Here is a 24,355-nt window from a genome sequence, read left to right as displayed (position 1 = left end):
CAACCTTATTCCGCCGGTCCGGCCGCGTGCGAACGCTGGAGCTCGAGGTTTGCTGTGGACCGGTCCGGACGGGGTCAGCCGTCCAGTTTGCGCAGCAGGTCGCGCAGCGTGCGCAGGTCCGAAGCCGACAGTGCGGCAATCGATTCCGGTGCGGGATCGTGCGTCGCGAGGGCGTCGGCCACGACCTGGCCGCCGAGGTCGGTGATGGATACGACCTTCGTGCGCCGGTTGGTCGGATCCACCGAGCGCAGCACCAGGCCGCGGGCTTCGAGATCGTTGACGGTGACCGTGGTGGCGGGCGCGTCCATCGCGGCCGCGGCGGCGAGTTCCTTGACCGTCATCGGCCCGCAGCGCAGCTGGCGCAGGATCTTGATCCGGCTGAACGGCAGTCCCGTGCGTTCGGTGATGGCCCGCTTCCACTTGTCGCGGGTCCCGACGGCGTGTAACAGCATCCGCCATACCTCGTCGGGAGTCGGGACGTCATCCGGCATGAGTGGGAACCTTCTGTTCGAGCAGAGGAGCGACGGCCTCCTGGGTGCGCCGGGCCCAGCCGGTGCTGGCGGACACGCCGAGCACGATGACTCCGACCGCGAGGACGGCCAGGACCCACCACAGACTCGCACCGGTCAGCAGACCGCACAAGGCCACGCCCAGACTCGTGCCGATCTGGCGGCTCGTGGAGGCCACCGCCGAGGCCGCGCCCGCCTGGTCCAGCGGCATACCGCTGACCGCGGCGGTGGTGATCGGCGTGTTGACGGTGCCGAAGCCCAGGCCGAACACGGCGAACATCAGGATCAGCGCCCACACCGGCGTATCGGGCCGCAGCGTGGTCAGCGCGATCGTGGAGGTCGCCAGCAGGATGCCCGCGATCACCAGCGGCGGCCGGGTACCGAAGCGGCCGACCATCCGTCCCGACAGCGGCGAGCAGATCAGCATGCCCAAGGCCATGGGCAGATACAGCAGACCGGTGTGCACGGCCGAATAATGCCGTGTCCCTTGTAGATACAGCGAGGCGCTGAACAGGAACGCGCCCAGGCAGGCGAAGGCGCAGACCGCGGTCAGGGTCGCCGATGCGAACGGGAAGCTGCGGAAGAAGCGCAGATCGATGAACGGCGTGCGATGCCGCCATTCCACGTAGCAGAACCCGGCCAGGGCGATCGCGGTGACGACGAGCATGATCGGCTTGTGTTCGATCAGCCCGAAGACCAGCGTGAACATGACCACGATGGCCAGTGCCTGTCCGAGCGGGTCGATGCCGCGGGCCTTGGACGCCTTGGATTCGGGGACGAACAGCGTCGTGAGCACCAGTGCGATCGCGACGATCGGCAGGTTGATCCAGAACACCGACTGCCAGCCCAGCGAATCGATCAGCAACCCGCCCACCATCGGCCCCAGCGCGGTGGATATGCCGACCACCGCACCCCAGACGCCGACGGCGCGGGCACGCTCGACCCGGTCGGTGAAGACGTTGGTGATGATGGACATCGCCACCGGGTTGAGCATGGATCCGCCGATGGCCTGCACGAATCGCGCGCCGATCAGCATGTTGACGGTGGGCGCGAGGCTGCACAGCAGTGAGCCCACCGCGAAGATGGTCAGCCCGATGCGGAACATCCGCTTGCGGCCCCACCGGTCGGCGGTCGCACCCGAGAGCATCAGCAGACTGGCCAGGGTCAAGGTGTAGATGTCGACGATCCACTGCAGCCGCGACAGCGGCGCGTGCATCTCGCCGCGGATCGACGGGATCGCGACGTTGACGATGGTGGAGTCCATCGACGAGATCAGCAGGCTCAGGCAGCACGTCACCAGCACGATTGTCTTGCCGCGCGAACTCAACCCCTCAACAGTTGTAGGCACACAAGTATTGTGAAACTACAATTGTTCCGGATGCAATCGGTAGTTGTTATGGAATGCACCACTGTTGTCTCGTCATGGAGTGAACCGGTCGATTGCTGCCCCGTAATGGAGTGAAAGGTTCGATCCGGCGTACTGCGGGGCGAACGCTCGCCCGGTACGTTCGTCGCATGACGATGGACCGGAGTGCGGCGCCGGGCACGGCGACCGTGGAACCCGTGGACGAGGAAGAAGGCTACAAGCGCGGATTGAACCCGCGCACGGTGCAGATGATCGCGATCGGCGGTGCCATCGGCACCGGCCTGTTCTGGGGTGCGGGTGGCGCCATCGAGCAGGCTGGACCGGCGCTGATCCTGTGCTACCTGGTGGCGGGCGTCGCGATCTTCGTGATCATGCGAGCGCTGGGGGAGCTACTGACCTACCGACCCGTATCGGGGAGTTTCGCCGAGTACGCGCACGAATTCCTCGGGCGCTTCGCGGGATTCGTGACCGGCTGGACGTACTGGGCCGTGTGGGTGAGCACCTGCATGGCCGAGATCACCGTCGCCGGAAACTATGTGCAGCGTTGGTTCGCGGTTCCGCAGTGGGCGACCGCGCTGGTGGTGCTTGCCGTGTTGTTCGGGGCGAATCTGATCTCGGTGAAGGTGTTCGGTGAGGGCGAGTTCTGGTTCTCCGCGATCAAGATCTTCGCGATCCTGGCGATGATCGTGATCGGAATCGGCGTGCTGGTCATCGGATTCGGGCACGCGCCGAATCCGTCCGTGACGAATCTGTGGTCCCAGGGCGGCGTCTTCCCGAACGGCCCCTGGCAGGCCCTGCTGGCGTTGCAGATCGTGGTGTTCGCCTATGTCGGTGTGGAATTGGTTGGTGTGACCGCGGGAGAGGCCCGCGAACCTCGCAAGACGCTCCGCAAGGCGATCAACACCCTCCCACTGCGGATCGGACTGTTCTATGTCGGTGCGCTGGTGATCATCATGTCGGTGCTCAGCTGGACCAACTTCCATTCCGGCGCAAGCCCGTTCGTGGAGGTCTTCGAGAAGGTCGGCATCCCGGGCGCTGCCGACCTGATCAACTTCGTGCTGCTGACCGCGGCGCTGTCCTCGTGCAACTCGGGCATCTACTCCACCGGCCGCATGCTGCGCAGCCTCGCGCAACACGGTGAGGCGCCGCGCGGGCTGGGCGCGCTGAGCAGTCGGCAGGTGCCGTACGCGGGCATCATCGCCTCGGCGGCGGCGATGGTGATCGGCGTGATCGTCAACGTGATCTCGCCGGACAAGGCGTTCGCCTACATCACCTCGGTCAGCACCATCGGCATCATCGTCGTGTGGGGTGTGATCCTGGTGTGCCACATGGTGTATCGCGTCCGCGTCGGGCGCGGGGAACTCCCGCCCTCGGACTACCGCCTGCCCGGAGCACCGGTGAGCACCGTACTGGCCCTGGCCTTCCTGGGCCTGGTCGTGGTCCTGCTGTTCTTCACCGACAGCGGTCGCACGGCGATCATCGTCGGCGTGGTGTGGACCGTTCTGGTCTGCGCCGGATATCCGGTGGTGAACAGTCTGGCGCGTCGCCGGGAACCCGCCAACCCCTGAGGCTTTCGGACGAGGGCCGCCGATTCGCGGGATGAATCGGCGGCCCTTTCGCATGTGTCCGCTCGTGTCCCGTGTTCAACTCATGACACTGCCCGTGCCGATCGACAGATAGGCGAGGCTCACGATCATCAGGAACCATCCCGCGCCCTGCCAGATGGGCCAGGCGCGATGCTGCCGCCAGACGCGGTAGGTGGTGACGAACGCGCCGATCGTGCCGATGACCAGCGCCAGACCCGGACCGCCGAGGATCGCCGCCTGCGACGCGCCGTCGCAGAAGGTCCGCGGCGACTGCCCGCAGGTCTCGCGGCGGCTCGCCCACTGGTCGATCGCCAGGAATATCAGCGCCGTGACGATCAGCACGCCCACGCAGTATCCGACCGCCCGCCGGTACATCTCCGGATCGTGCCAGCGCTTCTCGACGTCGTCGACCATGACCGCACCTCCTCGGGACGGATATCGGGACCGTGCGCACTCCAGTGTCGTCCACACCATCGGCATATCGATGCACAGGGGTCGCGGGCCGGAATCGCGCGCGTCCTAGGATGGCCGGATGAGCGTCCAGCGGCTGCACGTCGTCCCCTCCCGGTTCGCGGTCGAATACGTCGCCGAGGCAACGTTTCCCGAGGACGACGAGTGGATCGCGTTGGTACGGGCGCCCGAGGGGCTGACCGTGGTCCGCGACGCCCCGCCGTGGGCCGAGGGTGAGATCTGGATCGGCCTGTACGGCGACCCCGCCAGGCACGGCCGGGACACCAGCATGCCCGCGGCGGTCGTCGGACCGCTGACCGAGGCGGGCATCCCGGTCTTCGTGACCTCCACCTATCACGCCGATCTGGTGCTGGTGCCCGAACACCGGCTCGTCGAGGCCAAGGACGCGCTGGAACAGGCGGGCCACCGCATCGACGGCTGAAAACCTTGGCGCACAGCGCGTTCGCGGTGGCAGCGGCCGGATCTCAGGCGAGGGTGGCCAGCTCGTGGAAGGCGTTGCGCAGCATCTCGCAGTAGACGTCCAGATCGGTGACGACGGCCGGATCGCAGGCCACCGAGACCGCGAAGACCTCACCCGCGCCGACGAAGGAATGCGCCAGCGCGATGTCCGGATACACCGGCGGCAGCATGCCCGCGAATCGGAATCGGCTGTCCAGCAACGACAATGCGGTATCGGACTCGCAGCGGATACTCGTCAGAATCGTGTGCGCGGGTGCGAGCGGTGGCGGGTCCGCGGGCGGGAGGGTGCCGAATTTCGTCCGGTAGATGCGGCTGGGCAGCCCGTCGATCAGGTGCAGGCGGGCCAGTTCGCGGGGGCTCGAGGCCGATCCGCGGCGAGCGCGCAGGGTGGCGTCCACGGCGCGGGCCCGCGCGGCGGTGTCCGGTTCGCCAGGATGCAGATCCACCACGTCGGCGCCGATCCGGTTGACTCCCAGCACCCGCACGTCCGGTATCGCGATCGTGACGAAGGCCGACAGGTCATCCGGGCAGGGCAGTTCGCGCTTGTCGAAATAACGTTGCAGCGCAAGGGATATCGCGGTCAGCCCGACGGCGGTGACGGTGGCCCCGGGTGAGCGCACCGACGCGAGATCCAGCGGGACCGTGCGCATGGCGCGGTCCGCGCCGATGCGCTGATTCAGCACCGTCCTGGTCCGCGCGGAGATGACCGACCAATCGGCCTCGCCCTCGGGCACGGACCACCGGTTCAGCGCACGGGCCCCGGCCATGAATCGCACTGTGCGCCACGGTATCCGCACGGCATCGGCCAGCGCTGCGGACCACAGCCGCGGACGCCGGGCCGCGGCCGGCTGCCCGTCGATCCGCACCGGCGCGGGGTCCGCCGCGAACAACGCCTCGCCCAGCGAGGTCATCGCCGGGCCGGCCATCAGCGCGTGACTGGTGTGCATCATCACCACGGTGCCCGCGCCGGTCAGCGTCTCGATGCCGCGAACCGCCGGGAACACGTGCAACCGCCACGCGCACACCCGCGCGTCCAGCGGCTCGGTCAGGACCTTCGCCATGCGGTCCTGGCACGCGGCCCACTCCAGCCCCTCGGGGTGGGTGACGACATGACTCTCGATGGAACTGTCATCGACGCCCCAGAACGGGTGCGTGAGCCCGCCCGGCGCCTCGTGGATGCGCCGCCGCAACGGCTCCAGCGCCGCCGCCCGCGCCTCGAAGTACGCCGTGACCTGCTCACCGGTCGGTGCGGCGGCCTCGCCACTGTCGAACACCCACCACATCGGCCAGTCGGTCATCCGCCCCGACCGCGCCAGGTAGAAGAAGGCCGCGTCATTGGCCATCAGCTGTGATTCGCGCATCCGCTGCTCTCGTCGATCGTCGATTGCCCTGAACTTTGACTTCCTCCCAGCCCTGACAGCGGGAGCCCTACCAGCACCGTGTGGTGCCCTCGGCGGGTTCCTGCTTCACAGGCGACTGCCGGGCGAATCCCGGGCTGACATCCCCTCCACAGGCGTTTGATTTGTCCGCAAGCCCTGCGGCCAAAATGTTCTTCGCGGCGTTCGCATCCCGGTCATGAGTGACCCCGCACGTGCATGTCCATTCTCGGACATACAGCGGCTTCCTGCCGCTCTGCGTCCCGCAGGCGGAACACAGTCGAGTGGACGGGAAGAACCTGTCAATTCTGCCAAAAGCTCGCCCGTACCTGGAGGCTTTCTCCTCCAGTTTACGGGTGAACATACCCCAGCCCGCATCATGCACCGATTTCGCCAACCGGGTACGTGCCAAACCCCTTATACACAAGTCCTCCACGAACACCACTTGGTTCTCGCGAATGATTTTCGTGGAGTGCTTGTTGATCCAGTCGCGCCTCGTGTCGGCGACTCTGGCATGAGCCTTGGCTACCCTGATTCGGGCCTTCAGTCGGTTGGCGGAACCTTTCTTCTTGCGAGACAACGCTTTCTGCAGCTTCCGCAACCGACGCTCCGCCTGTCGCAGAAATCTGGGCGAAACGATCGTTCTGCCGTCGGACAACACAGCGAACGTGGACAGGCCCAGGTCGATACCCACCTCCGAATCCGAAGGGGGTAACGGCGCATCGGTCGTCTCCAGCACGAACGACGCGAAGTATCGTCCAGCGGCATCCTTGATCACTGTCACCGACGACGGTTCGGAAGGCAGCTCCCGCGACCAACGGACCGTCAATTCCCCGATCTTCGGCAAGCGCAGCTTTCCGCCGGACGTCACCGCGAACCGGGAGTTCTTCGTGAACCTGATCGTTTGTCGACTGTCCTTGCGGGAACGGAACCGCGGAGGCCTCACTTCGGCACCTCTGCGCCTGCCAGTGACCGACTGAAAGAAGTTCCGGTAGGCGGTGTTCAGGTCTGCGAGAGCCTGTTGCAGGGCGACGCTGGACACGTCACCCAGCCACGCTCGCTCGGGGGTCTTCTTCGCTTCGGTGAGCTGTCTGGACAACTCGCCGTCGCTGACACGTTCGCCTCTCTCGAACGCCTCCCTCCGAGCCCGCAAAGCATCATTGAACACAACTCTGGCGCAACCGAACGTCTTCGCCAACTGCTCCTGTTGACCAGGTGTCGGGTAGAGGCGGAAGTTGTACCTGAGTTGCACACTGCGATACTAGCGTTGGTCCATGACGGACTTGGGCACCATATGGACTGGTAGATATCGTGCTTGTGCAGCGTCCGTGCGAGCTACCCGATCTTCGGGAGCCGGAACTGTCGGTTCGATGAAAACGACCAATGAGACGAACCGAACTTGTCCGGCGAGTCCGCGCGTGCTTTAAAGGAATCATGGTCTGGGGGGTACTCGTCATCGCGGCAGCGACCGCGATCTTGTTCTCCTCCTTCTTCACCGAGACCTGGGCACGTGAGGCCCACGCGGCCGCGGAGTGCGGCCGGGCCCGGGATCTGCCGCCGCACACCTACCGGTCGCTGTTGGCCAAGGGGCGGTGGCTGCGAGCGATCACCCGCTGGTTGCGGGTGTGCGCGGTGCTGTACCTGCTGATCGGACTGCTGGCGGATTGGTTGTGCCTCAACCTGATCCGGTGATGCCGCGGCGAATCTCACCCGGGCTGTGCTGAATTCGTTCCGAGGAGCGCGACCGCGACGAGCGCAGCTGATACGGCACGCTGGTCACCATCACGCCGGGTACGAACAGCAAGCGCGCCTTGAGTCGCAGCGAACTCTGGTTGTGCAGCAGGTTCTCCCACCAGCGGCCCACTACGTACTCGGGGATGTAGATCGCGACCACGTCGCGCGGGCGCGAGGTACGCACCCGCTTGATGTATTCGATGACGGGCCGGGTGATTTCGCGATAGGGCGATTCGATCACCTTCAGCGGGATCGCCACCCCTGCGGTCTCCCAGTCCCGGGTCAGCTGGCGGGTATCGGAGTCGTCGACGTTCACCGAGATAGCGGTGAGCGTGTCCGGCCGGGTCGCGCGGGCGAACTGCACCGCGCGCTGAGTCGCCTTGTGCCAGCTGGAAACCAGCACGATCGCGTGCACGCGACCGGGCAGCGTCTCGAGCTCGTCGGGATCGATGTCGAGCTCGGCGCGCACCCGCGTGTAGTGCCGATGAATTCCCGCCATGATCGCCACCAGCACCGGGATCGCGAACACCACCAGATACGCGCCGTGGGTGAACTTGGTGACCATCACCACGACCAGCACGACGCCGGTGAAACAGGATCCGAAGGCGTTGATGATCCGCCCCCGGTGGATGCGCGCGCGCTCGGCCGGTGTCTTCGCGGTGCGCAGCTCCCGGTTCCAGTGCCGCACCATGCCCGCCTGACACAGCGTGAACGAGGTGAAAACCCCGACGATGTACAGCTGGATCAGTCGCGTGGTCGAGCCGTGGAAGGCGTAGATGAGCCCGCCCGCGACCACGGCGAGCAGGATGATGCCGTTGGAGAAGGCCAGCCGATCGCCGCGGGTGTGCAGCTGCCGGGGCATGTACCGGCGCTGGGCCAGGATCGAGTTCAGTAGCGGGAAGCCGTTGTACGCGGTGTTGGCCGCCAGGATCAGGATCAGGGCCGTGGTCACCATCAGGTAGTAGAAGGCGATGCTGTGCCCGCCGAACACCGCGGCGGAGATCTGCGCGATGACCGTCTTCTGCGCATCGGTGTTGCAGTTGCCGGGGAAGTTGGTGATGTCGCAGGTGTTCTCGGTGACCTTGGTGTGCGAGATCATCGCCAGGGCCGTCACGCCGACGAACAGCGCGATGGCCAGCGCGCCCATCGCCGTCATGGTGCGGGCGGCGTTGAGCGCCTTCGGTTTGCGGAAAGCCGGGACGCCGTTGGAGATGGCCTCGGCCCCGGTCAGGGCGGTACAGCCGGAGGAGAAGGCCCGCAGCAGCAGGAACGCCACCGCGGCCGAGGACAGGCCGACCTGTTCGGGGTGGATCTGGTAATGGGCGCTCTCGGCGACCGGCGCATGCCCGAACAGGGTTTGCCCCAGTCCGATGACGGTCATGACCAGCACGCCGACGACGAATCCGTAGACCGGGATGGCGAAGGTCCGGCCGGACTCCCTGACACCGCGCAGATTCATCGCGGTCAGCAGGGCGACGAAGCCGATATTGATCGCCACTCGATACGGATTCAGGTCCGGTAGCGCGGAGATGATGTTGTCCACGCCGGAGGCCACCGATACCGCGACGGTCATGATGTAGTCCACCAGCGACGCCGCGGCGACCACGAGTCCCGCACCGGGACCGAGATTCTCCGCGGCCACTTCGTAGGATCCGCCGCCGGACGGGTACGCCTGCACGACCTGCCGGTAGGACAGCACCACCACGGCCAGCAGCACGGCCACGGCCGCGGACACCCACCAGGCCAGATGCAGATAGACCACACCGCCCAGGGTGAGGATGAGCAGGATCTCCTGCGTCGCGTACGCGACCGAGGAGAGCGCGTCGCTCGCGAAGATCGGCAGGGCGATCCGTTTGGACAGGAGCGTCTCACCGAGTCGATCACTGCGGAACGGGCGCCCGAGGACTAATCGCTTCGCGACATCGATCGGTGAAACCACGATGAGCCAGCCTAAGCGGGAGCAGTTGCTGTTGGGAAACCGGTAGGGACGTAGACGGGTAAATATATCGGCCTGAACCGTACGGATCTCGTTGGTAGTGGCTCCTGGGGTTCAGCGATTCACTATTGTAGGACGGCTTCGGCGCGTGGACCGGCTGAAACGAGGCTGGAGCTAACTTTCAGCCACTATCGTATGTGTATACGTGTATTGGCTGGCCGCGAACTACCGAAGGACGTCGCGCGGAGCGATTGTGACTCGTCACAGACTCGGTATGGGCGAATACACTCGGGCGACAAGGCCGTCGCTCGTCTGTTCAGGCGAGAAGTGTTGCCCGATACTGTAATCCGTGCGCGATTACCGCAGGCGCGGAAGGAGCCACCATGACCGTCACACCCTCGGCCGGCGATCTGACCGTCTCCGGACGTCCGGTCTCCCAGCCCCTGCAGGACGTCTGGAGCCTGTCCCGGCAGATGGTCGATCACTTCATCGCCAATGTCGCCCCCTGCGGCACCCTGCCGGACGATGTGCTGCACGGTGACGTCGCCACCATCACCCGGCTCTGCGTGGAGATGACCACCAGCATGCTCGACGGCGGCGATATCGCCGCCAAGACCGAGCGCGTGCAGGCCGCGGCCGCCGAGTGGGCCCGCGAGGGCATTCCGATCGACACCATCCACCGGGCGGTCTACGAGGGTTTCAAGATCGGTTTCGACCTGGTGTTCGCACAGGCCACCGCCGAGGACTACGACACCGTCCTGGCCACCGCGCGACGGATGCTGGAGATCCTGGGCACGCTCACCTCGACGGTATCGGTGGCCTACGTCAAGGAGTACCGCGCGGTGGTGAGCGAACACCACACCGCGGTGCACACGCTGACCTCCGCACTGCTGGGCGGACATTCCAGCGCGACCATGGCGCGCGAGTGCGGTATCGAGATCGCATCCTCGTATCACGTTCTGGCCCTGTCGATTCCGCCGCATCCGGAGGAGCGCAATCCGCGCGTGGACGGAAAGGTCGTGGCCCGCCGTAAACTTCGGCGGGTGCAGGCCGAATTGGCAACGCGCTGCGGCGAATCGGTGCTGTCGCTGCTGAGCGTGGACGGCGGCACCGTGCTGATCCCCGAGAACGCCCTGGACAGCGCGCAACTCGACGAACTGCTGACCTGCTTGTCGCGCGCCGCGCAGGTGCCGATCCGGGCCACCGCCGTGCGGGCCAAGGCCCCGGAGATCCCCGACGGCGCGGACCGCGCGCACGAACTGCTGGATATCGTGCATCGGCTCGACTGCGTCGACGGACTCTACCGATTCGACGATCTCGCACTGGAATACCAGCTCACCCGGCCGGGCCCCGGCCGCGAATACCTGGGCTCGCTGCTGGACCCGCTGGAGAACCACCCCGACCTGCTGACCACCCTGCAACGCCATATCGCCAACAACCTCAACCGCGGCCGCACCGCGCGCGGGCTGCACGTGCACACCAACACGATCGACTATCGGCTCAAGCGTGTGGGACAGCTCACCGGATTCGATCCGAATCAGCCCTCCGGGCTGTGGTATCTACGATCTGCCCTGGTGGCGCGCACTTATCGAGCGTAGGCGGCGGCCCGGTGCGATCGGTACGGTGGTCATCATGCGTACCGAGGGAGACTCCTGGGACATCACCACCAGCGTTGGATCCACCGCACTGTTCGTCGCCGCGGCGCGTGCCCTGGCCGGTCGAGATCCCTCGGCTCTGGCCGTGGATCCGTTCGCCGAGGTCTTCGTTCGCGCGGCGGGCCCGGAATGGTCCGAGATGCTCGACGGCGGCGCACCCGCCGAACTGCTCGCCGAATCCGAATTCGGCCGCGGCTTCCAGGAATTCCAGGCCGCGCGAACCCGCTACTTCGACGATTTCGTCGCCGCCGCGATCGATGCGGGGATCCGGCAGGTGGTGATCCTGGCCGCGGGCCTGGACTCGCGAGCCTATCGGCTGCACTGGCCCGAGGACACGATCGTCTACGAGCTCGATCGGTCGCGGGTGCTCGAATTCAAGCGGGAAACGCTGGCCGCCAACGGCGACAAGCCGCTGGTCGACCGTCGCGAGGTGGTCGCCGACCTGCGGGAGGATTGGCCGCGCGCGTTGCGCGAGCAGGGGTTCGATCGCGCGCGGCCGACCGCTTGGCTGGTCGAAGGCCTGCTCATCTATCTCCCGGCCGACGCTCAGGAACAACTGTTCGACACCATCGATGCGCTGAGCGTCGCAGGCAGCCGGGTGGCCGTGGAGCAGATGGACCCGCTGCCCGAGGATGCCGCCGCGGCCATCGGGGAGATGCCCGACGAGTCCGAGACCGGCAGTAGCGGGCAGTGGACCGCGCTGATCTACAACGAGCCGCGCAGTGAGGTCACCGCCCGCCTCACCACGCACGACTGGCGGGCCGAGCGGACCGATGTGCCCGATTATCTTCGGGCACACGGCCGCCCGGTGCCGAACCGGGATCCGCGCGAGGGGCTGGTGCCCGCACTGGTCAGCCTGGTGACCGGGATCCGGTCGTGATCACTTGCCGCTCGGGTGCCCGACCTTCGCCAGTGCGGTGGTCCAGTCACCGGCGATGGCGCTCTGCGCGTCGGTGAGCGCGACCTTGCCCGAGCACACCAGCGAATGCAGCTGATTCTCCACCGAGTCCTTCGGGTTGTTGGGGCCCGCACCGGCCTTGTGGCCGGGGGAGGGCGGCTCGACCCAGAGGTTGCGCGGGTCGTTGGGATCCCCGCCCAGTTCGAGTGAGATCAGGTGGTCGTACTCGGCGTCGTGCGGAGATCCGGTATACCCGTACGACTTCGCGTTGGCTTCCTTCTCCCGGCCGGTGATATTGGCCGGTGGCCGGATCGAGGACGTGTAGCCGCTGTGACAGATGGTCTGGGCCAGCGTGTCGGCGGTGACCTTCGGATTGGTCGCTCCCGGAGTGCAATTCGGGTCGGGCAGCGGCTGCCCGTCCGAGGTCTTACCGAAATGGCATGTGCCGGGGGCGGGTTGGGCCTGCACCGTATAGGTTCCCGACGGTCCGGGACCGGCCGGTACGGAGGTGGCGAATTTGGCATTGGCGGGTTTGACCGCCTGGGTAACCGATTTCGCGGCGTGCGAGGAGCAACCGGCGGCGAGAATCGGAACGAACAGCGAGATCATCAGAGTCTTACGCGCGAACATGAACTTCCCTCTAGCCGAAGAGCAACTGCGCCCTCATTGTGCGGCATAGCGGGGGACACGCGGCAGCTGGACACGCGATCAGTTTGCTGTGAGATCGAAACCCGGTGGCCAGCAGTGTTTTCAGGCGTTGCTCGCGGTCCGCTCGTAGATGTCCAGGGCGAGGGAGACGGCCGCGGCGTGGCACTGCTCGTCGCTCAGCCCGACATCGCCCATCATGCCCACACTCCAGGAGATCGCCAGAAGCGCCTGGCGCGCATGGAAGATCGCCAGCGGATCGCGATCGGGTCCGGTCACCGCGTCGGCGACCTGACGGAACTGATGCCGCAGTGCGGATCCCACGCCGAGCCGACGGAACGCGGCCTGGTTCTCGTACATGAACCGGGTCATCTCGCGTCCGGTGTCGTGCAGCGCCATTCCGTAGCGCCGCAGGATCTCCCGGCCGGTTTCCCGGCCGGGCGGCTGGGCAGCGGCCCAGGTGAGGATCTCCTCGACCCCGTCGCGCAGATCGTCGGCCAGGCTGACGACGATGTCCTCCTTGGCCGGAAAGTGGTAGTAGACCGCGGCCTTGGTGATGCCGAGTCGCTCGGCGATCTCCCGCACGGAGGTCTGGTCGTAGCCCTGCGCGGAGAACAACTCCATCGCGACAGCGCGGATTCGGTCGCGGGTGTCGGTGCGCCGACCTGCCACCGTGCCTCTCCCATCATGTGCCGCCGACGGACGGCACCGACTGTATCGGCATGTTGGCGAGCTAGTAGCCCAGCACCGAATTCATCAGCGTGCCCGCGCTGGTCGTCACGACGCCGCCGATCAGCGCCCCGGCCACCATCTTCGGCGATTCGAGGCGGCCGCGCTCCCACTTCTCCCAGCCGAAGCGCGCGCCGGCGAAGATGAGTGCGGCGCTCCCGGACAGTAGGGCGAACCAGGTGCAGTAGTGCAGCAGCTGCATGATCTTGCTCGCCAGGGGAGGCGCCTCCGGCGTCGGATTCGAGACCTGGGCGAGAACCACTTCGTGTACAGCCGTGAGGATCATGATGCCCTCGTTCCGCGAGACGAATACGAATGATGCGTCATATTCCATGGTAGAACGCATCACTCGGCGAGTCTCACCCGAATGACCTGCTGCGTAGCGGTTTTCGCGTTTACCCGGCTTGACGCATACTCGGCGTCCATGCCTGTGGAAGGGCCTACGCGGCGTCAGGCCCGCGGACAGACCTACTCGTCGTCCAGCCCGGCGGAAAGATAAGCCGCCGCGGCGATCCACTGGCGACAGCCGAGATGGCGGTCGTGCGCGTGCAAAATGGCGCGAGCGCGCCGGTAGGTCAAATCCCAAGGCTCCACGCCACACTCGCTCGGCGGTGTCGTGCTCCCGACGCGCTCGCGGGTGCCTTGCTGCTGAATCACGTATGTCATAGGACGCCTCTAGCCGTTCGCTCGTGAAAATGCGGTGGCGATACCTGGCGCGGGGGCCCAACCCTCCGGCGTTGTCCGGCCATGTCGTCCTGGACGAGTTTAGGACGCCGTACAGTGCAGATGCAAGTACATCTGCACTGTCGCGGCGCAGTGTTTTCCGGCCGATGACCTTGTGAGATCTCATCATTCGGAAGCGATAAAACCAACCAACCGGTCGCTGTTTTGTTCAAATGCGCAGCTCATGAGCTATTGACATGTCATGATCAAAGTTCTTGCCGCACTTGTTGTTTCGATTGAGCGAACCCTCGATCCGAGGCAACCGGCGTGCTATCGTCAGATCGTCGGTTCATTTGCAAGAACATTTGCGCGAACATCTGCAAGCACCGGCAGGGCCGCCGAGGGCGGCAGGTTCGGAATCGTCTAGCGAGGAGACAGAAATGACCGAGAGCACAGCCGCAGGCGTTGGTCGCACGTCCGACCTGGCCTGGCGTAAGAGCACTTTCAGCAACCCCAGCGGCAACTGTGTGGAGGTTGCCGATATGGCGAACGGTCTGGTGGCCGTGCGCAACTCCCGTGATCCGGAGGGGGCCGTACTGGTCTACACCCGCCCGGAAATCGATGCGTTCCTGCGCGGAGCCAAGAGCGGGGAATTCGACGATTTGGCGTGATCGGCGGTAGCATTACTTCGGCGTGGTGTCGGTCTTCGTCGGGGTTGTTGTGGCTTGCACTGCCGTTGGTCGTCGAGCATCGGAGTGGATTTCATGGTCGCAGAACCCGGCCGGATCGGCCGTGTGGAATCGCTTGCCGCCGAGCGCGGTCCGACGGCGCTACGGATCGCGGTCGGCGGGCAGCTCCGCAAACTGCGTGAGCAGGCGAACATCACGCGCGAAGCGGCGGGCGAGGCCATCCGCGGCTCGCACGCCAAGATCAGCCGACTCGAGCTGGGGCGCACCGGTTTCAAAGAACGTGACATCCGGGATCTGCTGACACTCTACGGTGTGAACGACGACGTGGAGCGCGAAACGTTGCTCGAACTCGTTCGCAAGGCCAACCAGCCCGGGTGGTGGCATCGATACAGCGACCTTCTGCCGCCGTGGTTCGAGACCTATCTCGGTCTCGAACACGCGTCGAAGTCGATCAGAACCTTTGAGGGGCAACTGGTTCCCGGGCTGTTGCAGACCGAGGAGTACGCTCGCGCGGTCGTCGCGCTCGGACACGAGAGCGTGGAGACCGCACGCCGGGTCGAGCTGCGTCGGCGTCGGCAGGAGATTCTGGATCGTCGCGGCGGGCCGACGCTCTGGGCGGTCATCGATGAGTCGGTGCTGCACCGGCCGATCGGCGGCACCGAGGTACTGCGGGCTCAGCTGGAACGTCTGGTCGAGATCTCGTCCTGGCCGAACGTGACCATCCAGGTGCTGCCGTACGCCGCCGGCGGCAATGCGGCGGCGGGCAGTTCGTTCACCATGCTGCGCTTCGCCGAGCCGGAGCTGCCCGACATCGTGTACTTGGAGCAGCTGACCAGTTCGCTGTACCTGGATCGGCAACAGGATCTGGAGATGTACCGCCAGGTCATGGACAGGCTCAGCGTGCAGGCCGAGCCGCCGGACCGGTCGCGGAAACTGATGGCCGAAGAAGCGGCCAGGCTGAAATAGCCGGACGCTGAAATAGCCGGATTCGACTGAGCATTTCGGGCATCACGCCCGAAATGCGCTGGCGCGCAGCCGAGTCCGCCCGGATGACGCACAGAGCCCAGATGACCTGGAGACAGCCGACGACGAGGCCGTCGGCTATCGCGCGGCGGCCCCGTCGTCGGCTGTGGACTCCGTTATTTATATGTATTACTGCTTGATACAGCTGGATGCGATGCGCCAGAACGCCTCTGGCTGCAACGACGTGAAATTCCAATCGTTCACCATCGCATGCGCGGTACTGACGATCCGGTCGACATCGAAATCGTCACGTGTAGCCGCGCCGGTGGACTCGACCGCGTCGATTACGAAACGCGTTGCGGTCTCCCGCGAATAAACATTGCGCTCGGTCCGGTTTCTATCAATGATTCCGAGTCGGCCGAGGTCCAATGGCTGGTTCATTCGAACGCCCCTGACGCCACGCCGCGGGTGCGCCGGTGACCTGGAATTGGTTCCTGATTCACCCTACGGCTGTCTGGTAGTCCCCTGTACTGCCTTGCGGTTCGAGTCTAGGACCGTGTAGCGAGCAGATGCAAGTACATCTGCAACATCGATTGTGCAGTCGCACTGCGCGTTTCGGGTGCTGTTGGATTGCTGTTCGGTGGCGTCGATGTCGTGCGGGGCCGCAGGTACGGGATTGTCGTGTTGCTATCTGAACGCCAGTTCAAAACTGCTGCGAAATCGTCTCGCCGCCAATCTCGGAGCCGGGCGGTACATGTGTGTTCCGCGCCCTCCCGAGGGTGTGATGAGAACCCGTTTCATATGCGTGCTATATCTGGCTGAGAAGCAAGATCGGTTACGCGGTGACCGGGAGAACGGGCAGGACGTGGCGTCATGAGCGATATGTACGGCTACTTCGACACGGTAGGCGACCGATTCGCACCGCGTCCGATTGCGGCGAGCCAGTGGTCGTCCGAGCAGGTCGTGGGGCCGGCGCTGTGCGGGCTGCTGGCGCGCGAGCTCGAACGTGCGCATGGTACGGACGGTTTCGTTCCGGTGCGGTTGACCGTCGACATGTTCAAACCCGCGCCCATGCGAGAGCTGACGGTGGCGACGCAGCGGGTGCGGGACGGACGCCGCATCCGGCTGGCCGATGCGACGGTGCTGGCGGACGGAACGCCCGCGGCACGGGCATCGGTGGTCTTCCTGCAGCCCTCGCAGCAGCCGCCCGGGGTGATCTGGAGGCGCGAACAGCAGCCGGTGCCGCCGTCGCTGGACGTCGCGCCGCTCTCGCACGGTCCCGATGCGCCGCTGTGGCGCAGCGATGCCTCGGGCGAGTGGTCCCGGGTACCGTCCGAGCACGAGGACGCCAGCCGCAAACGCAGCTGGCAGAACCCGGTCCGGGTGGTGGCGGGTGAGGCGCTCTCGCCGTTCGTGCGCGCCGCGATGGCCGGTGAGCAGACGAGTATGGTGACCAACTGGTCCGACGCCGGGGTGGGTTTCATCAACACCGATCTGACGATGGCGCTCTCGCGCATGCCGATCGGCGAGGATATCGGGCTCGAGGCCGACAACCATCTGAGCGAGCGCGGTATCGCGGTCGGCAGCGCCACCCTGTTCGACCGGCACGGCGCGTTCGGCACGTGCATGATCACGGCGGTCGCCAATGCCGCGCGGCAGATCACCGCGAATCACCTGGACGGTGTGATCGCCGGTCGGGCGAGCGGCGGTGTGGGCTAGGGCATCAGGACATGGCGCGGTGGTCGGCCCAGCGGCGCGCCGCGTCGCGCAGGCCGTGGGTCCAGATGTTCGGGCGACGGCGTGCGGTGGCCTCCCACTCTCCCGCGAGTGCCGCGGAGAACGCCCACAGCTGATGCCGGGTCGCGGTGTGCCAGGCGGTGGTTCGCGCGGCCCACAGTTCGGCCTCGGCAGGTTCGTGCCCGGCCAGAACGAGCCAGACGATCCAGCACGCCGGATCGATCCAGGCGGCACCGCGGGTCGCCCATGGCCAGTCGACCAGCCGGGCGATGTCGTTCTCGCCGATGATGACGTTGGAATAGTTCCAATCGGTATGCAGCAGCGTCGATCCGGCGAACAGGGCGCGCTCGCTCGGGTCGGGTGCGTAGCGGCCCCATCGCTGGACCGCGTCGTTGATCTCGAGGTCGGGCGGGCAGGGTAATCGGGCGAGTTCGGTCATGGTCCGGGCCGTGGCCGCGAGGTCCGCGTCGATCCGGTAATCCGCGAAATGTCCTGGGATGTAATGGAATCCGAGTAGATCCCAGCCGCCGGCGGTAATGTGCCAGCGCACCGGCGGGCCGATCGGAGACACGTAGGACCACAGGTTCGCCTCGCGGCGCTGTGACCACACCTCCGGATCGGCCAGTGGAATGCCCTTGACGAACGTGCGTTCCCGCGCGGTCTCGATCACGGTGGCGAGATGGCTGCTGAATCCCGCGTTGACCGGATCCGTCCGAAGGATCGGACCGGTCAGCGCCTCGACCGCGGTCCGCGCGGTCTCGGGTATCTGCTCCCAGCTGTGCCGCAGCGGTGAGGTCTGCGCGCTATCGACTGTCACTCTCGAAGATCTACCGCCAATTCGCCACTCAGGCAAGCCAACTCCGAATCCGTAATTACTGATGCACAATCGGATGCACATACGTTCGCGCGCCGGGGCGCGGAACGACCGATCCGATTGCTCTCCGAAATTTATCGCCGCAGGTGAAGGGTTTGTTAGTGCGGCGAAGTCGAAAATTTCGGTAACGCCGGAATAGCGACCGGTCGGTCGGCGTCGAAAGATTTGCTGTTGGTGTGCCGAATTCCGGCGGGATCGCGCCGATGCGGCTGCGATCCGGTGTCTTGCTTGTGATTGGGGCGCCTGCGAACCGATATCGAACCGGCCTCACCGTGCATACGATCGGAGAACGACGAGGTGGCAGGGCATTCTCCCGCAGTACGCTCGAACGACTCGGTGCGGTGAGCCCATATTCGGGGATGGGTCCGCCGGTTGGAAGCGCCGGGGTGAATTCGTCCTGGGGGTGCGTGATGCGTACTTGGCGTGTCCTGCTCATCGTGATCGCATTGGTCTGCGGCTCGGCCACCGGCTTCGCAGATGCCGGGCCGATACCCGCCGGTCCGCCGAATCCGCCCGCGCTCCCGGCGATTCCGGCGCTGCCCGGCATCGACATAGGCGCGGTGCAGCGATGGATCGACGCGGTGGTGCCCGCGCCGCCGATCGTGTCGCCGGCGGATCCGATCGCGGCCTCGCCGGGGGCCTCGGCGGATCTGGCGCGACTACAGCAGGCGGTGATGCCGTCGGCCGTCGGCGATCCGATATTCGACCAGTGGCCCCCTGACCTGGCCGCCGAAGTGCCCGGCGCGATCATCGCCGTCCGCGATGTGACCGCGACGGCGGCCCCGGTGCTGGTGGTTCCGGTCCGGCAGGTGCTGCTGCTGAAGTTCCGGACCACCGACGCCTACGGCGGTGCCTCCTTCGCCACGGCCACCCTGGTGATCCCGGCAGCGAACTGGGTGAGTCCGGGGGAGCGGCCGGTGGTGGTGAACAACCTGGCGATCGATGCGCTCGGACGTGCCTGCACCCCGGGTTACACCCTGGCTCACGGCTTCAACGCGCACACCAACCTCGGCGACGACCTCCCGCCGACGACCCAGCTGGCGGTGCTGCGCGGCTACGCGGTGCTGATTCCCGATCACGAGGGACCGCGGATGGCGTATGCCGAACCCTATGTCGCCGGACACGCGGTACTCGATTCGATTCGCGCGGTCCGCAATCTTCGCCCGGAGGAATTCGGCGCCAGTCGTTTCGCCATGCACGGTTACTCGGGAGGGGCCATCGCCACGCGCGGCGCGGTCGCGCTGATCGGTTCCTACGCACCGGAATTGACGACGGTGATCGTCGGCGCGGCGCTGGGCGGCGTACCCGTCGACTACCGGATGCTGGCAAGCAGTATGAACGCGAATCTGGCCTCGGGCATCTTCCTGGCCGCGACGTTCGGCGTGGCCAGGGAACGTCCGGAAATCCTGGGCATGATGAACAATCTGGCGCGCTGGGCGGCGATCTCACCGTTGAAGGACACCTGCGACAGTGTGTTCGCCCCGATCGGCGTGCTGATGCTGCCCGCCGACCTGGCCGCGAAGGTCCCCGACGCGCTGCACAGCCCGCTGGCCGACCGGATCTACGCGGTCACCGTGATGAGCGGGATGAGATCGCCTGTGCCGCTGTATGTCTACCAGGGTGCGCAGGAGTTCTGGATCCCGGCGCGGGGAGCTCGCGACTACTACGCGCAGCAGTGCGCGCTCGGGGCGCGGGCGGTGTACCGGAATGTCCTGGGCGAGCACCTGATCGCCGACGCGCTCGGATATCCCGAAGCCGCGGCCTGGGTAGACCAACGGCTGCAAGGGATTCCGGCTCCCGACGAGTGCTGAGGTGCGCGCTGTCCGGCCGGATTCGGGCGATCGCAATGTGGCGTCCGGGAATTCGAGGCGAATTCGGCCGGAAACGCTTCCCGACGGGCACTTGTGTGTCGCCCCTAGGGGGCCTGCGGATGATTCATGAATTGTCATCGGAACACCGTCGTCCCATCGCCGCACGGGTTCCGTAGCCGTATCGTGATCTGCATGCGGCGCCGGTGTTTGCGCGGTCGGCGCCGCGAAAAGGTGGCGGCGCCGTACCCGGAACAGGAAGGAGGGCCCAGGTCCGGTTGTCACACCGACCACCGCCGGATGGTGCCCCGAAACCCCCCATCCGGCAAACGTACCTCCGACCAAGGCAACTGGACTTCCAACCCCTCCCGCCACCTGGTACATGTACGTGTGGATTCGACCCGCCGGACGTAACCCTCACCCCAGCGTCCGGCGGGCTCCGCGCCGGTCATTCCCCTGTGACCGCCGAGGATGCTTTGCCTTGTTCGAAGGAGTACGTGTGAGCACCGCCAGGCCCGTTCGGGATCATTCGCGCGGGCTCGCGCGCGGCGCCGGTTCCGGCGAGTTATGACCCTTCGCGCATCCCTCGGCGCGGTGGCGGTGTTGGCGGCCACCGCGATTCTCGCCGCGCCCGTCTGCGCGGCGCCGGTTCCGACAGGTCCGCCCGCCCTGGGTGCGGCCTCGAGCCGATCGAGCCTGGTGCGCACCGAGACTCGCGGGCCGCACTGGGAGCGCCTCTATGTGCGCTCGGCATCGATGCGCCGGGTGATCCCGGTCGACGTACTGCACGGCGCGGGCCCGGGACCGCGTCCGGCGCTGTATCTGCTGGACGGCGTGGACGGCTCGCCGACCTCCGACTGGCTGACCAAAGGCCATGCGGCCGAATTCTTCGCGGACAAACCGGTGGATGTGGTGCTGACCGGTGACGGCGTCGGCAGTATGTACAGCAACTGGGAGCATTACGACCGCACCCTGGGCCTGAACCGGTGGGAGACCTTCCTGATCGACGAGTTGCCGCCGATCGTCGAGTCCTATCTGCACTCCGACGGCCGTCGCGCGGTCGCGGGCGTATCGATGGGTGCGCAGGGAGCGATGATGCTCGCGCAGCGGCATCCGGGTTTCTTCCGCGCCGTGGCCGGGATCAGCGGATGTTATTCCACCGCGGACGATGTCGGCGAGGCGGTCACCCGCATCACCGTGGCCTCGCGCGGCGGCAATCCGGAAAATCTGTGGGGGCCACCGAATTCCCCGGCGTGGCTCGCGCACGACAGCTTCATCGGCGCCGCGACATTGCGCGGCACCGCGATCTATCTCTCGGCCGCGACCGGCGTGCCCGGTCTGCCCGATCTCGAAACCATCGCCGACGCCCCGAATGTGGCCGGTGCGCTGCAACAGTCCGGCGGCGGCGCCGTACTCGAGGCCGGTGCGCTGGCGTGCACGCAGCGATTCGCGGAACGTCTTGTACAGCTGCGTATTCCGGTGACGGTCGAGTACAAGCCGACCGGAACGCACGCGTGGGCGTCCTTCGCCGACGAGCTCCCGGCGGCGTGGAATGCCATTGCGAAGGCATTCCACGGTAAGGCCAGCAAGCTCGACGTCCAGGCGCGCTGAAAAGGCCGGATTCGCTGCCGCACATCGACTGTCCGTGATAATTCCGTGATGGGCGCGGCCGTTGTGCACTCTCACCGGCACCGTCGAGTGCGCTAGTGAGATTTCGAAGAGCCCTGGTCGGACCATATCGAACCCCTGTTCACAGACCCTAGCGTGAGCGCAGTTTCGTTGCCCGGATATCGCTTTCCGGGCAACGAAACCGAGAACGTCGTGGTTCTGCAGGAAGGTTTGGAATGAGACGAACTACCCGTGCCCGGTCGTTGCGAGCTGTGGTCCTCATGGGTGTCACACTGCTGACGGTGGGCTTCGGCTGCGTCGGGGCGAACGCCGCCCCGGCACCGGCGCCGGTCCAGCAGCCGACCGATCAAACGCTCGCCGACTTCATCGCCAAGGGTCTGAAGAACAAGGCCGCCAAGCCGATCGTCGACACCGGCAGCGCCGGTACGGGTTCGGCGTGCACCTCGGGCAGCGGTGCGGGATCGGGCAACGGCTCGGGCGACTGCTACGGCGGTTCGGGCTCGAGTTCGGGCTCGCAGGGCGGAACATCCTCCGACACAGTCGGTTACGGCCCGGCGAGCACGGCCTTCCTGGCCGCGTTCGGTTATGCGCTGCTGCACCCGAACGTGGCTCCGCCGGGGACCAACGACTGGAGCTGCAAGCCGACCGCGCAGCATCCCGAGCCGGTGGTGCTGGTCCACGGGACGTGGGAGAACGCCTACGACAACTTCGCGTACGTCAGTCAGCCGATAAAGAATGCCGGGTACTGCGTCTACACGTTCAACTACGGTCAGTCGAATCTGCTGGCCGGCGGCGGACTGGGTTCGGTGCTGCCGGGCGCGAACGGCACCGAGAACATCCCGGACTCGGCCAAGCAGCTGGCGACCTTCGTCGATCGGGTGCTCGCGTCGACCGGTGCGCCGAAGGTGAACATCGTCGGCCACTCGCAGGGCGGGGCGATGTCGCGGTGGTACCTGAAGTACGAGGGCGGCGCGGCCAAGGTCGATCACGAGATGACCTTCGGCGCAACCAATCACGGCACCACGCTGGACGGTATCGGCGCACTCGGCCGGGCCATCAACAACTTCGGCATCGATGTGCTGGGTCTGATCGAGATCTTCGTCGGGCACTCCGGTATCGAGCAGACCGTCGGCTCGGACTTCACCAACAAGCTCAACGCCGGCGGCGACACCATGCCGGGGGTGAACTACACGGTGGTTGGCACCCGCTACGACGAGGTCACCACGCCCTACAACCTGACGTTCCTGCAACCCGGCCCGGGTGCGACGGTGCGCAACATCACCCTGCAGGACGGCTGCGATCAGGACCTGTCCGATCACCTGACGATGATGTACTCCCCGCGGGTGCTGTCGATCATCCTCAACACCCTCGATCCCAGCGTGCCGCTGAAGTGCACCTTCAACCCGTGGCTCCTGGGCGGCGGCGGGAAGCTGTAGATCGTTCCATCCGTTCATCACGCGTGTGCCTGCCGGGCGAAGCGAATTCCGCTGCCCGGCAGGCATATACGTGTCGCACAGCTTTCCCGGTACGGGCCGGGAACAGTGACAGAGAGTTCCGATGATTCGAAATATGTTGCGTATCGGCGTAATTCCGGCTGTCGTGAGTGTCGTGGCCGCAGTGCTGACCGCAGCGCCCGGCGTGGCCGACGCCCCCGACGGCTCGGCCGTGACGGGCACCTGGCCAGTGGACGCGAATACCGTTCAGCTGCGCGTGCATTCGGCGGCGATGAACACCAACATCATGGTGAACGTCCAGCGCCCGGCCGATCCGAAGGCGCCCGCGGGCGTGCTGTATCTGCTCAACGGCGGTGGGGGAGGGCAGGATTCGGCGACCTGGCAGCGCAATACCGACGTGCAGCGGTTCCTGTCGGGTAAACAGGTGATCGTCGTGCAGCCGGTCGGCGGCCGGTGGAGCTACTACACCGACTGGCGTGCGCGCGACCCGAAGCTCGGGCTGTACAAATGGAAGACGTTCCTCACCGAGGAACTGCCGCCGCTGATCGCGGCCACCTTCCCCACCACGGGCGCGAATGCCGTTGCGGGACTGTCCACTTCGGGCACCTCGGTGCTGCAGCTGCCGATCGCGAAGCCGGGACTGTACCGCGCGGTGGCCGCCTACAGCGGATGTGCGCAGATCAGCGATCCGATCGGCCGGGAATTCGTCAAGCTCGCGGTCGAGGACTGGGGCGGCGGTGACACGGTGAACATGTACGGCCCCGACGACGATCCGATGTGGGCGGCCAACGATCCGTACGTGCACGCCGCCGGGTTGCGCGGACTGAAGCTGTTCATCTCGAGCGGATCGGGCATTCCGGGCAGATACGACACCTACGACGGTGCGCACATGCTGCCGGGAGTGTCCGGTTATGCCGATCAGATGGTGATCGGCGGCGTCATCGAGGCGGCGGTGAACTGGTGCACGCACAATCTGCGGACCCGCCTCGGGCAGCTCGGCATCCCCGCGACCTTCGATTTCGAACCGTCGGGTACGCATTCCTGGGGGTACTGGCAGGACGCGCTGAAGCGGTCCTGGCCGGTCCTGGCGGCCGGACTCGGCGTGCCGGTGTGAACCGGCGCACCAGCCGCGGGGCCGTAGACTCTGTGCGATGCGAACGGCGAGTGAGGAGAT

23 protein-coding genes are annotated in these 24,355 nt (G+C 66.1%); 12 read left to right on the top strand and 11 right to left on the bottom strand.

The window, feature by feature from the left end; genetic code table 11:
• Positions 1–74 precede the first annotated feature (74 nt).
• Both NM2_RS04895 and NM2_RS04890 read right to left on the bottom strand, forming a co-directional pair.
• Positions 75–491 carry a MarR family winged helix-turn-helix transcriptional regulator gene (locus tag NM2_RS04895; protein WP_067664513.1) on the bottom strand — a complete coding sequence of 139 codons (417 nt, stop codon included), beginning with the start codon at positions 489–491 and terminating at the stop codon, positions 75–77.
• Complete coding sequence (locus NM2_RS04890) at positions 481–1,857, bottom strand: MFS transporter (protein WP_067664510.1); 1,377 nt, start codon at positions 1,855–1,857, stop codon at positions 481–483. Before NM2_RS04890 ends, NM2_RS04895 begins: the two co-directional genes overlap by 11 nt.
• Positions 1,858–2,030: 173 nt before the next feature.
• On the opposite strand from NM2_RS04890, the gene NM2_RS04885 reads away from it, so the two are divergent.
• Complete coding sequence (locus NM2_RS04885; RefSeq protein WP_067664636.1) at positions 2,031–3,443, top strand: amino acid permease; 1,413 nt, start codon at positions 2,031–2,033, stop codon at positions 3,441–3,443.
• A gap of 75 nt (positions 3,444–3,518) precedes the next feature.
• Here NM2_RS04885 and NM2_RS04880 read toward each other — a convergent pair whose 3' ends face one another.
• On the bottom strand, positions 3,519–3,875 hold the full coding sequence (locus NM2_RS04880; protein WP_067664634.1) for a hypothetical protein: 357 nt from the start codon (positions 3,873–3,875) through the stop codon (positions 3,519–3,521).
• Between the two features lie 118 nt (positions 3,876–3,993).
• Between NM2_RS04880 and NM2_RS04875 the strand changes: the two genes are divergently transcribed.
• Positions 3,994–4,353, top strand: coding sequence for an ACT domain-containing protein (locus tag NM2_RS04875; protein WP_040823427.1), 360 nt, complete (start codon positions 3,994–3,996; stop codon positions 4,351–4,353).
• Positions 4,354–4,396: 43 nt separating this feature from the next.
• Here the strand turns inward: NM2_RS04875 and NM2_RS04870 are convergent, their stop codons facing one another.
• Positions 4,397–5,752: a wax ester/triacylglycerol synthase domain-containing protein gene (locus tag NM2_RS04870; RefSeq protein ID WP_067664509.1), complete on the bottom strand. Its 1,356-nt coding sequence runs from the start codon at positions 5,750–5,752 to the stop codon at positions 4,397–4,399.
• Positions 5,753–5,819: 67 nt separating this feature from the next.
• Complete coding sequence (locus NM2_RS04865; protein ID WP_067664507.1) at positions 5,820–7,019, bottom strand: RNA-guided endonuclease InsQ/TnpB family protein; 1,200 nt, start codon at positions 7,017–7,019, stop codon at positions 5,820–5,822.
• Positions 7,020–7,201: 182 nt separating this feature from the next.
• Between NM2_RS04865 and NM2_RS04860 the strand changes: the two genes are divergently transcribed.
• Positions 7,202–7,459, top strand: a complete 258-nt coding sequence (locus tag NM2_RS04860) for a hypothetical protein (protein ID WP_067664504.1) — start codon at positions 7,202–7,204, stop codon at positions 7,457–7,459.
• On the opposite strand, the gene NM2_RS04855 is transcribed toward NM2_RS04860, so the two are convergent.
• On the bottom strand, positions 7,443–9,440 hold the full coding sequence (locus NM2_RS04855) for an APC family permease (protein ID WP_067664502.1): 1,998 nt from the start codon (positions 9,438–9,440) through the stop codon (positions 7,443–7,445). The genes NM2_RS04860 and NM2_RS04855 overlap by 17 nt on opposite strands.
• Positions 9,441–9,820: 380 nt before the next feature.
• Between NM2_RS04855 and NM2_RS04850 the strand changes: the two genes are divergently transcribed.
• Both NM2_RS04850 and NM2_RS04845 read left to right on the top strand, forming a co-directional pair.
• On the top strand, positions 9,821–11,035 hold the full coding sequence (locus NM2_RS04850) for a PucR family transcriptional regulator (protein ID WP_067664501.1): 1,215 nt from the start codon (positions 9,821–9,823) through the stop codon (positions 11,033–11,035).
• 34 nt (positions 11,036–11,069) lie between these two features.
• Positions 11,070–11,972, top strand: a complete 903-nt coding sequence (locus NM2_RS04845; protein WP_067664632.1) for a class I SAM-dependent methyltransferase — start codon at positions 11,070–11,072, stop codon at positions 11,970–11,972.
• Here NM2_RS04845 and NM2_RS04840 read toward each other — a convergent pair whose 3' ends face one another.
• From NM2_RS04840 to NM2_RS04825, 4 genes are all read right to left on the bottom strand, one after another.
• Positions 11,973–12,620: a hypothetical protein gene (locus tag NM2_RS04840; protein WP_067664499.1), complete on the bottom strand. Its 648-nt coding sequence runs from the start codon at positions 12,618–12,620 to the stop codon at positions 11,973–11,975. It lies immediately after the preceding gene.
• A 120-nt stretch (positions 12,621–12,740) separates the two neighbouring features.
• A complete protein-coding gene (locus tag NM2_RS04835) occupies positions 12,741–13,307 on the bottom strand; it encodes a TetR/AcrR family transcriptional regulator (RefSeq protein WP_067664497.1) in 567 nt (188 codons plus the stop codon).
• 61 nt (positions 13,308–13,368) lie between these two features.
• Positions 13,369–13,650, bottom strand: coding sequence for a hypothetical protein (locus tag NM2_RS04830; protein WP_067664630.1), 282 nt, complete (start codon positions 13,648–13,650; stop codon positions 13,369–13,371).
• Between the two features lie 182 nt (positions 13,651–13,832).
• Complete coding sequence (locus tag NM2_RS04825) at positions 13,833–14,030, bottom strand: hypothetical protein (protein WP_067664495.1); 198 nt, start codon at positions 14,028–14,030, stop codon at positions 13,833–13,835.
• Positions 14,031–14,467: 437 nt separating this feature from the next.
• Here NM2_RS04825 and NM2_RS04820 point away from each other — a divergent pair, with 437 nt between their 5' ends.
• From NM2_RS04820 to NM2_RS04805, 3 genes are all read left to right on the top strand, one after another.
• The gene (locus NM2_RS04820) at positions 14,468–14,698 is read left to right on the top strand and encodes a DUF397 domain-containing protein (RefSeq protein WP_067664493.1); all 231 of its coding nucleotides are present in this window, start codon (positions 14,468–14,470) and stop codon (positions 14,696–14,698) included.
• Between the two features lie 93 nt (positions 14,699–14,791).
• Positions 14,792–15,682 (top strand): Sco1979 family transcriptional regulator, encoded by an 891-nt coding sequence (locus NM2_RS04815; RefSeq protein WP_067664628.1) that lies wholly within the window; start codon positions 14,792–14,794, stop codon positions 15,680–15,682.
• Positions 15,683–16,552: 870 nt separating this feature from the next.
• Positions 16,553–17,398, top strand: coding sequence for an acyl-CoA thioesterase domain-containing protein (locus NM2_RS04805; RefSeq protein WP_067664489.1), 846 nt, complete (start codon positions 16,553–16,555; stop codon positions 17,396–17,398).
• Between the two features lie 4 nt (positions 17,399–17,402).
• On the opposite strand, the gene NM2_RS04800 is transcribed toward NM2_RS04805, so the two are convergent.
• Entirely contained in the window at positions 17,403–18,233 is an 831-nt protein-coding gene (locus tag NM2_RS04800; RefSeq protein WP_084530482.1) for a hypothetical protein, read from the bottom strand.
• Positions 18,234–18,700: 467 nt separating this feature from the next.
• On the opposite strand from NM2_RS04800, the gene NM2_RS04790 reads away from it, so the two are divergent.
• The 4 genes from NM2_RS04790 (at position 18,701) to NM2_RS04775 (ending at position 24,295) form a co-directional block, all read left to right on the top strand.
• On the top strand, positions 18,701–20,101 hold the full coding sequence (locus NM2_RS04790) for a lipase family protein (RefSeq protein WP_067664485.1): 1,401 nt from the start codon (positions 18,701–18,703) through the stop codon (positions 20,099–20,101).
• A 564-nt stretch (positions 20,102–20,665) separates the two neighbouring features.
• The gene (locus NM2_RS04785; protein ID WP_067664483.1) at positions 20,666–21,709 is read left to right on the top strand and encodes an alpha/beta hydrolase; all 1,044 of its coding nucleotides are present in this window, start codon (positions 20,666–20,668) and stop codon (positions 21,707–21,709) included.
• Between the two features lie 278 nt (positions 21,710–21,987).
• A complete protein-coding gene (locus NM2_RS04780) occupies positions 21,988–23,163 on the top strand; it encodes an esterase/lipase family protein (RefSeq protein WP_245717842.1) in 1,176 nt (391 codons plus the stop codon).
• Between the two features lie 133 nt (positions 23,164–23,296).
• Entirely contained in the window at positions 23,297–24,295 is a 999-nt protein-coding gene (locus NM2_RS04775; RefSeq protein WP_067664479.1) for an alpha/beta hydrolase, read from the top strand.
• Positions 24,296–24,355: the final 60 nt, after the last annotated feature.

The organism is Nocardia miyunensis NBRC 108239, from assembly GCF_001613065.1.
Classification (GTDB): Bacteria; Actinomycetota; Actinomycetes; order Mycobacteriales; family Mycobacteriaceae; genus Nocardia; species Nocardia miyunensis.
The sequence above is the reverse complement of the archived record's forward strand: the minus strand, read 5'-3'. Positions and strand labels throughout refer to the sequence as shown.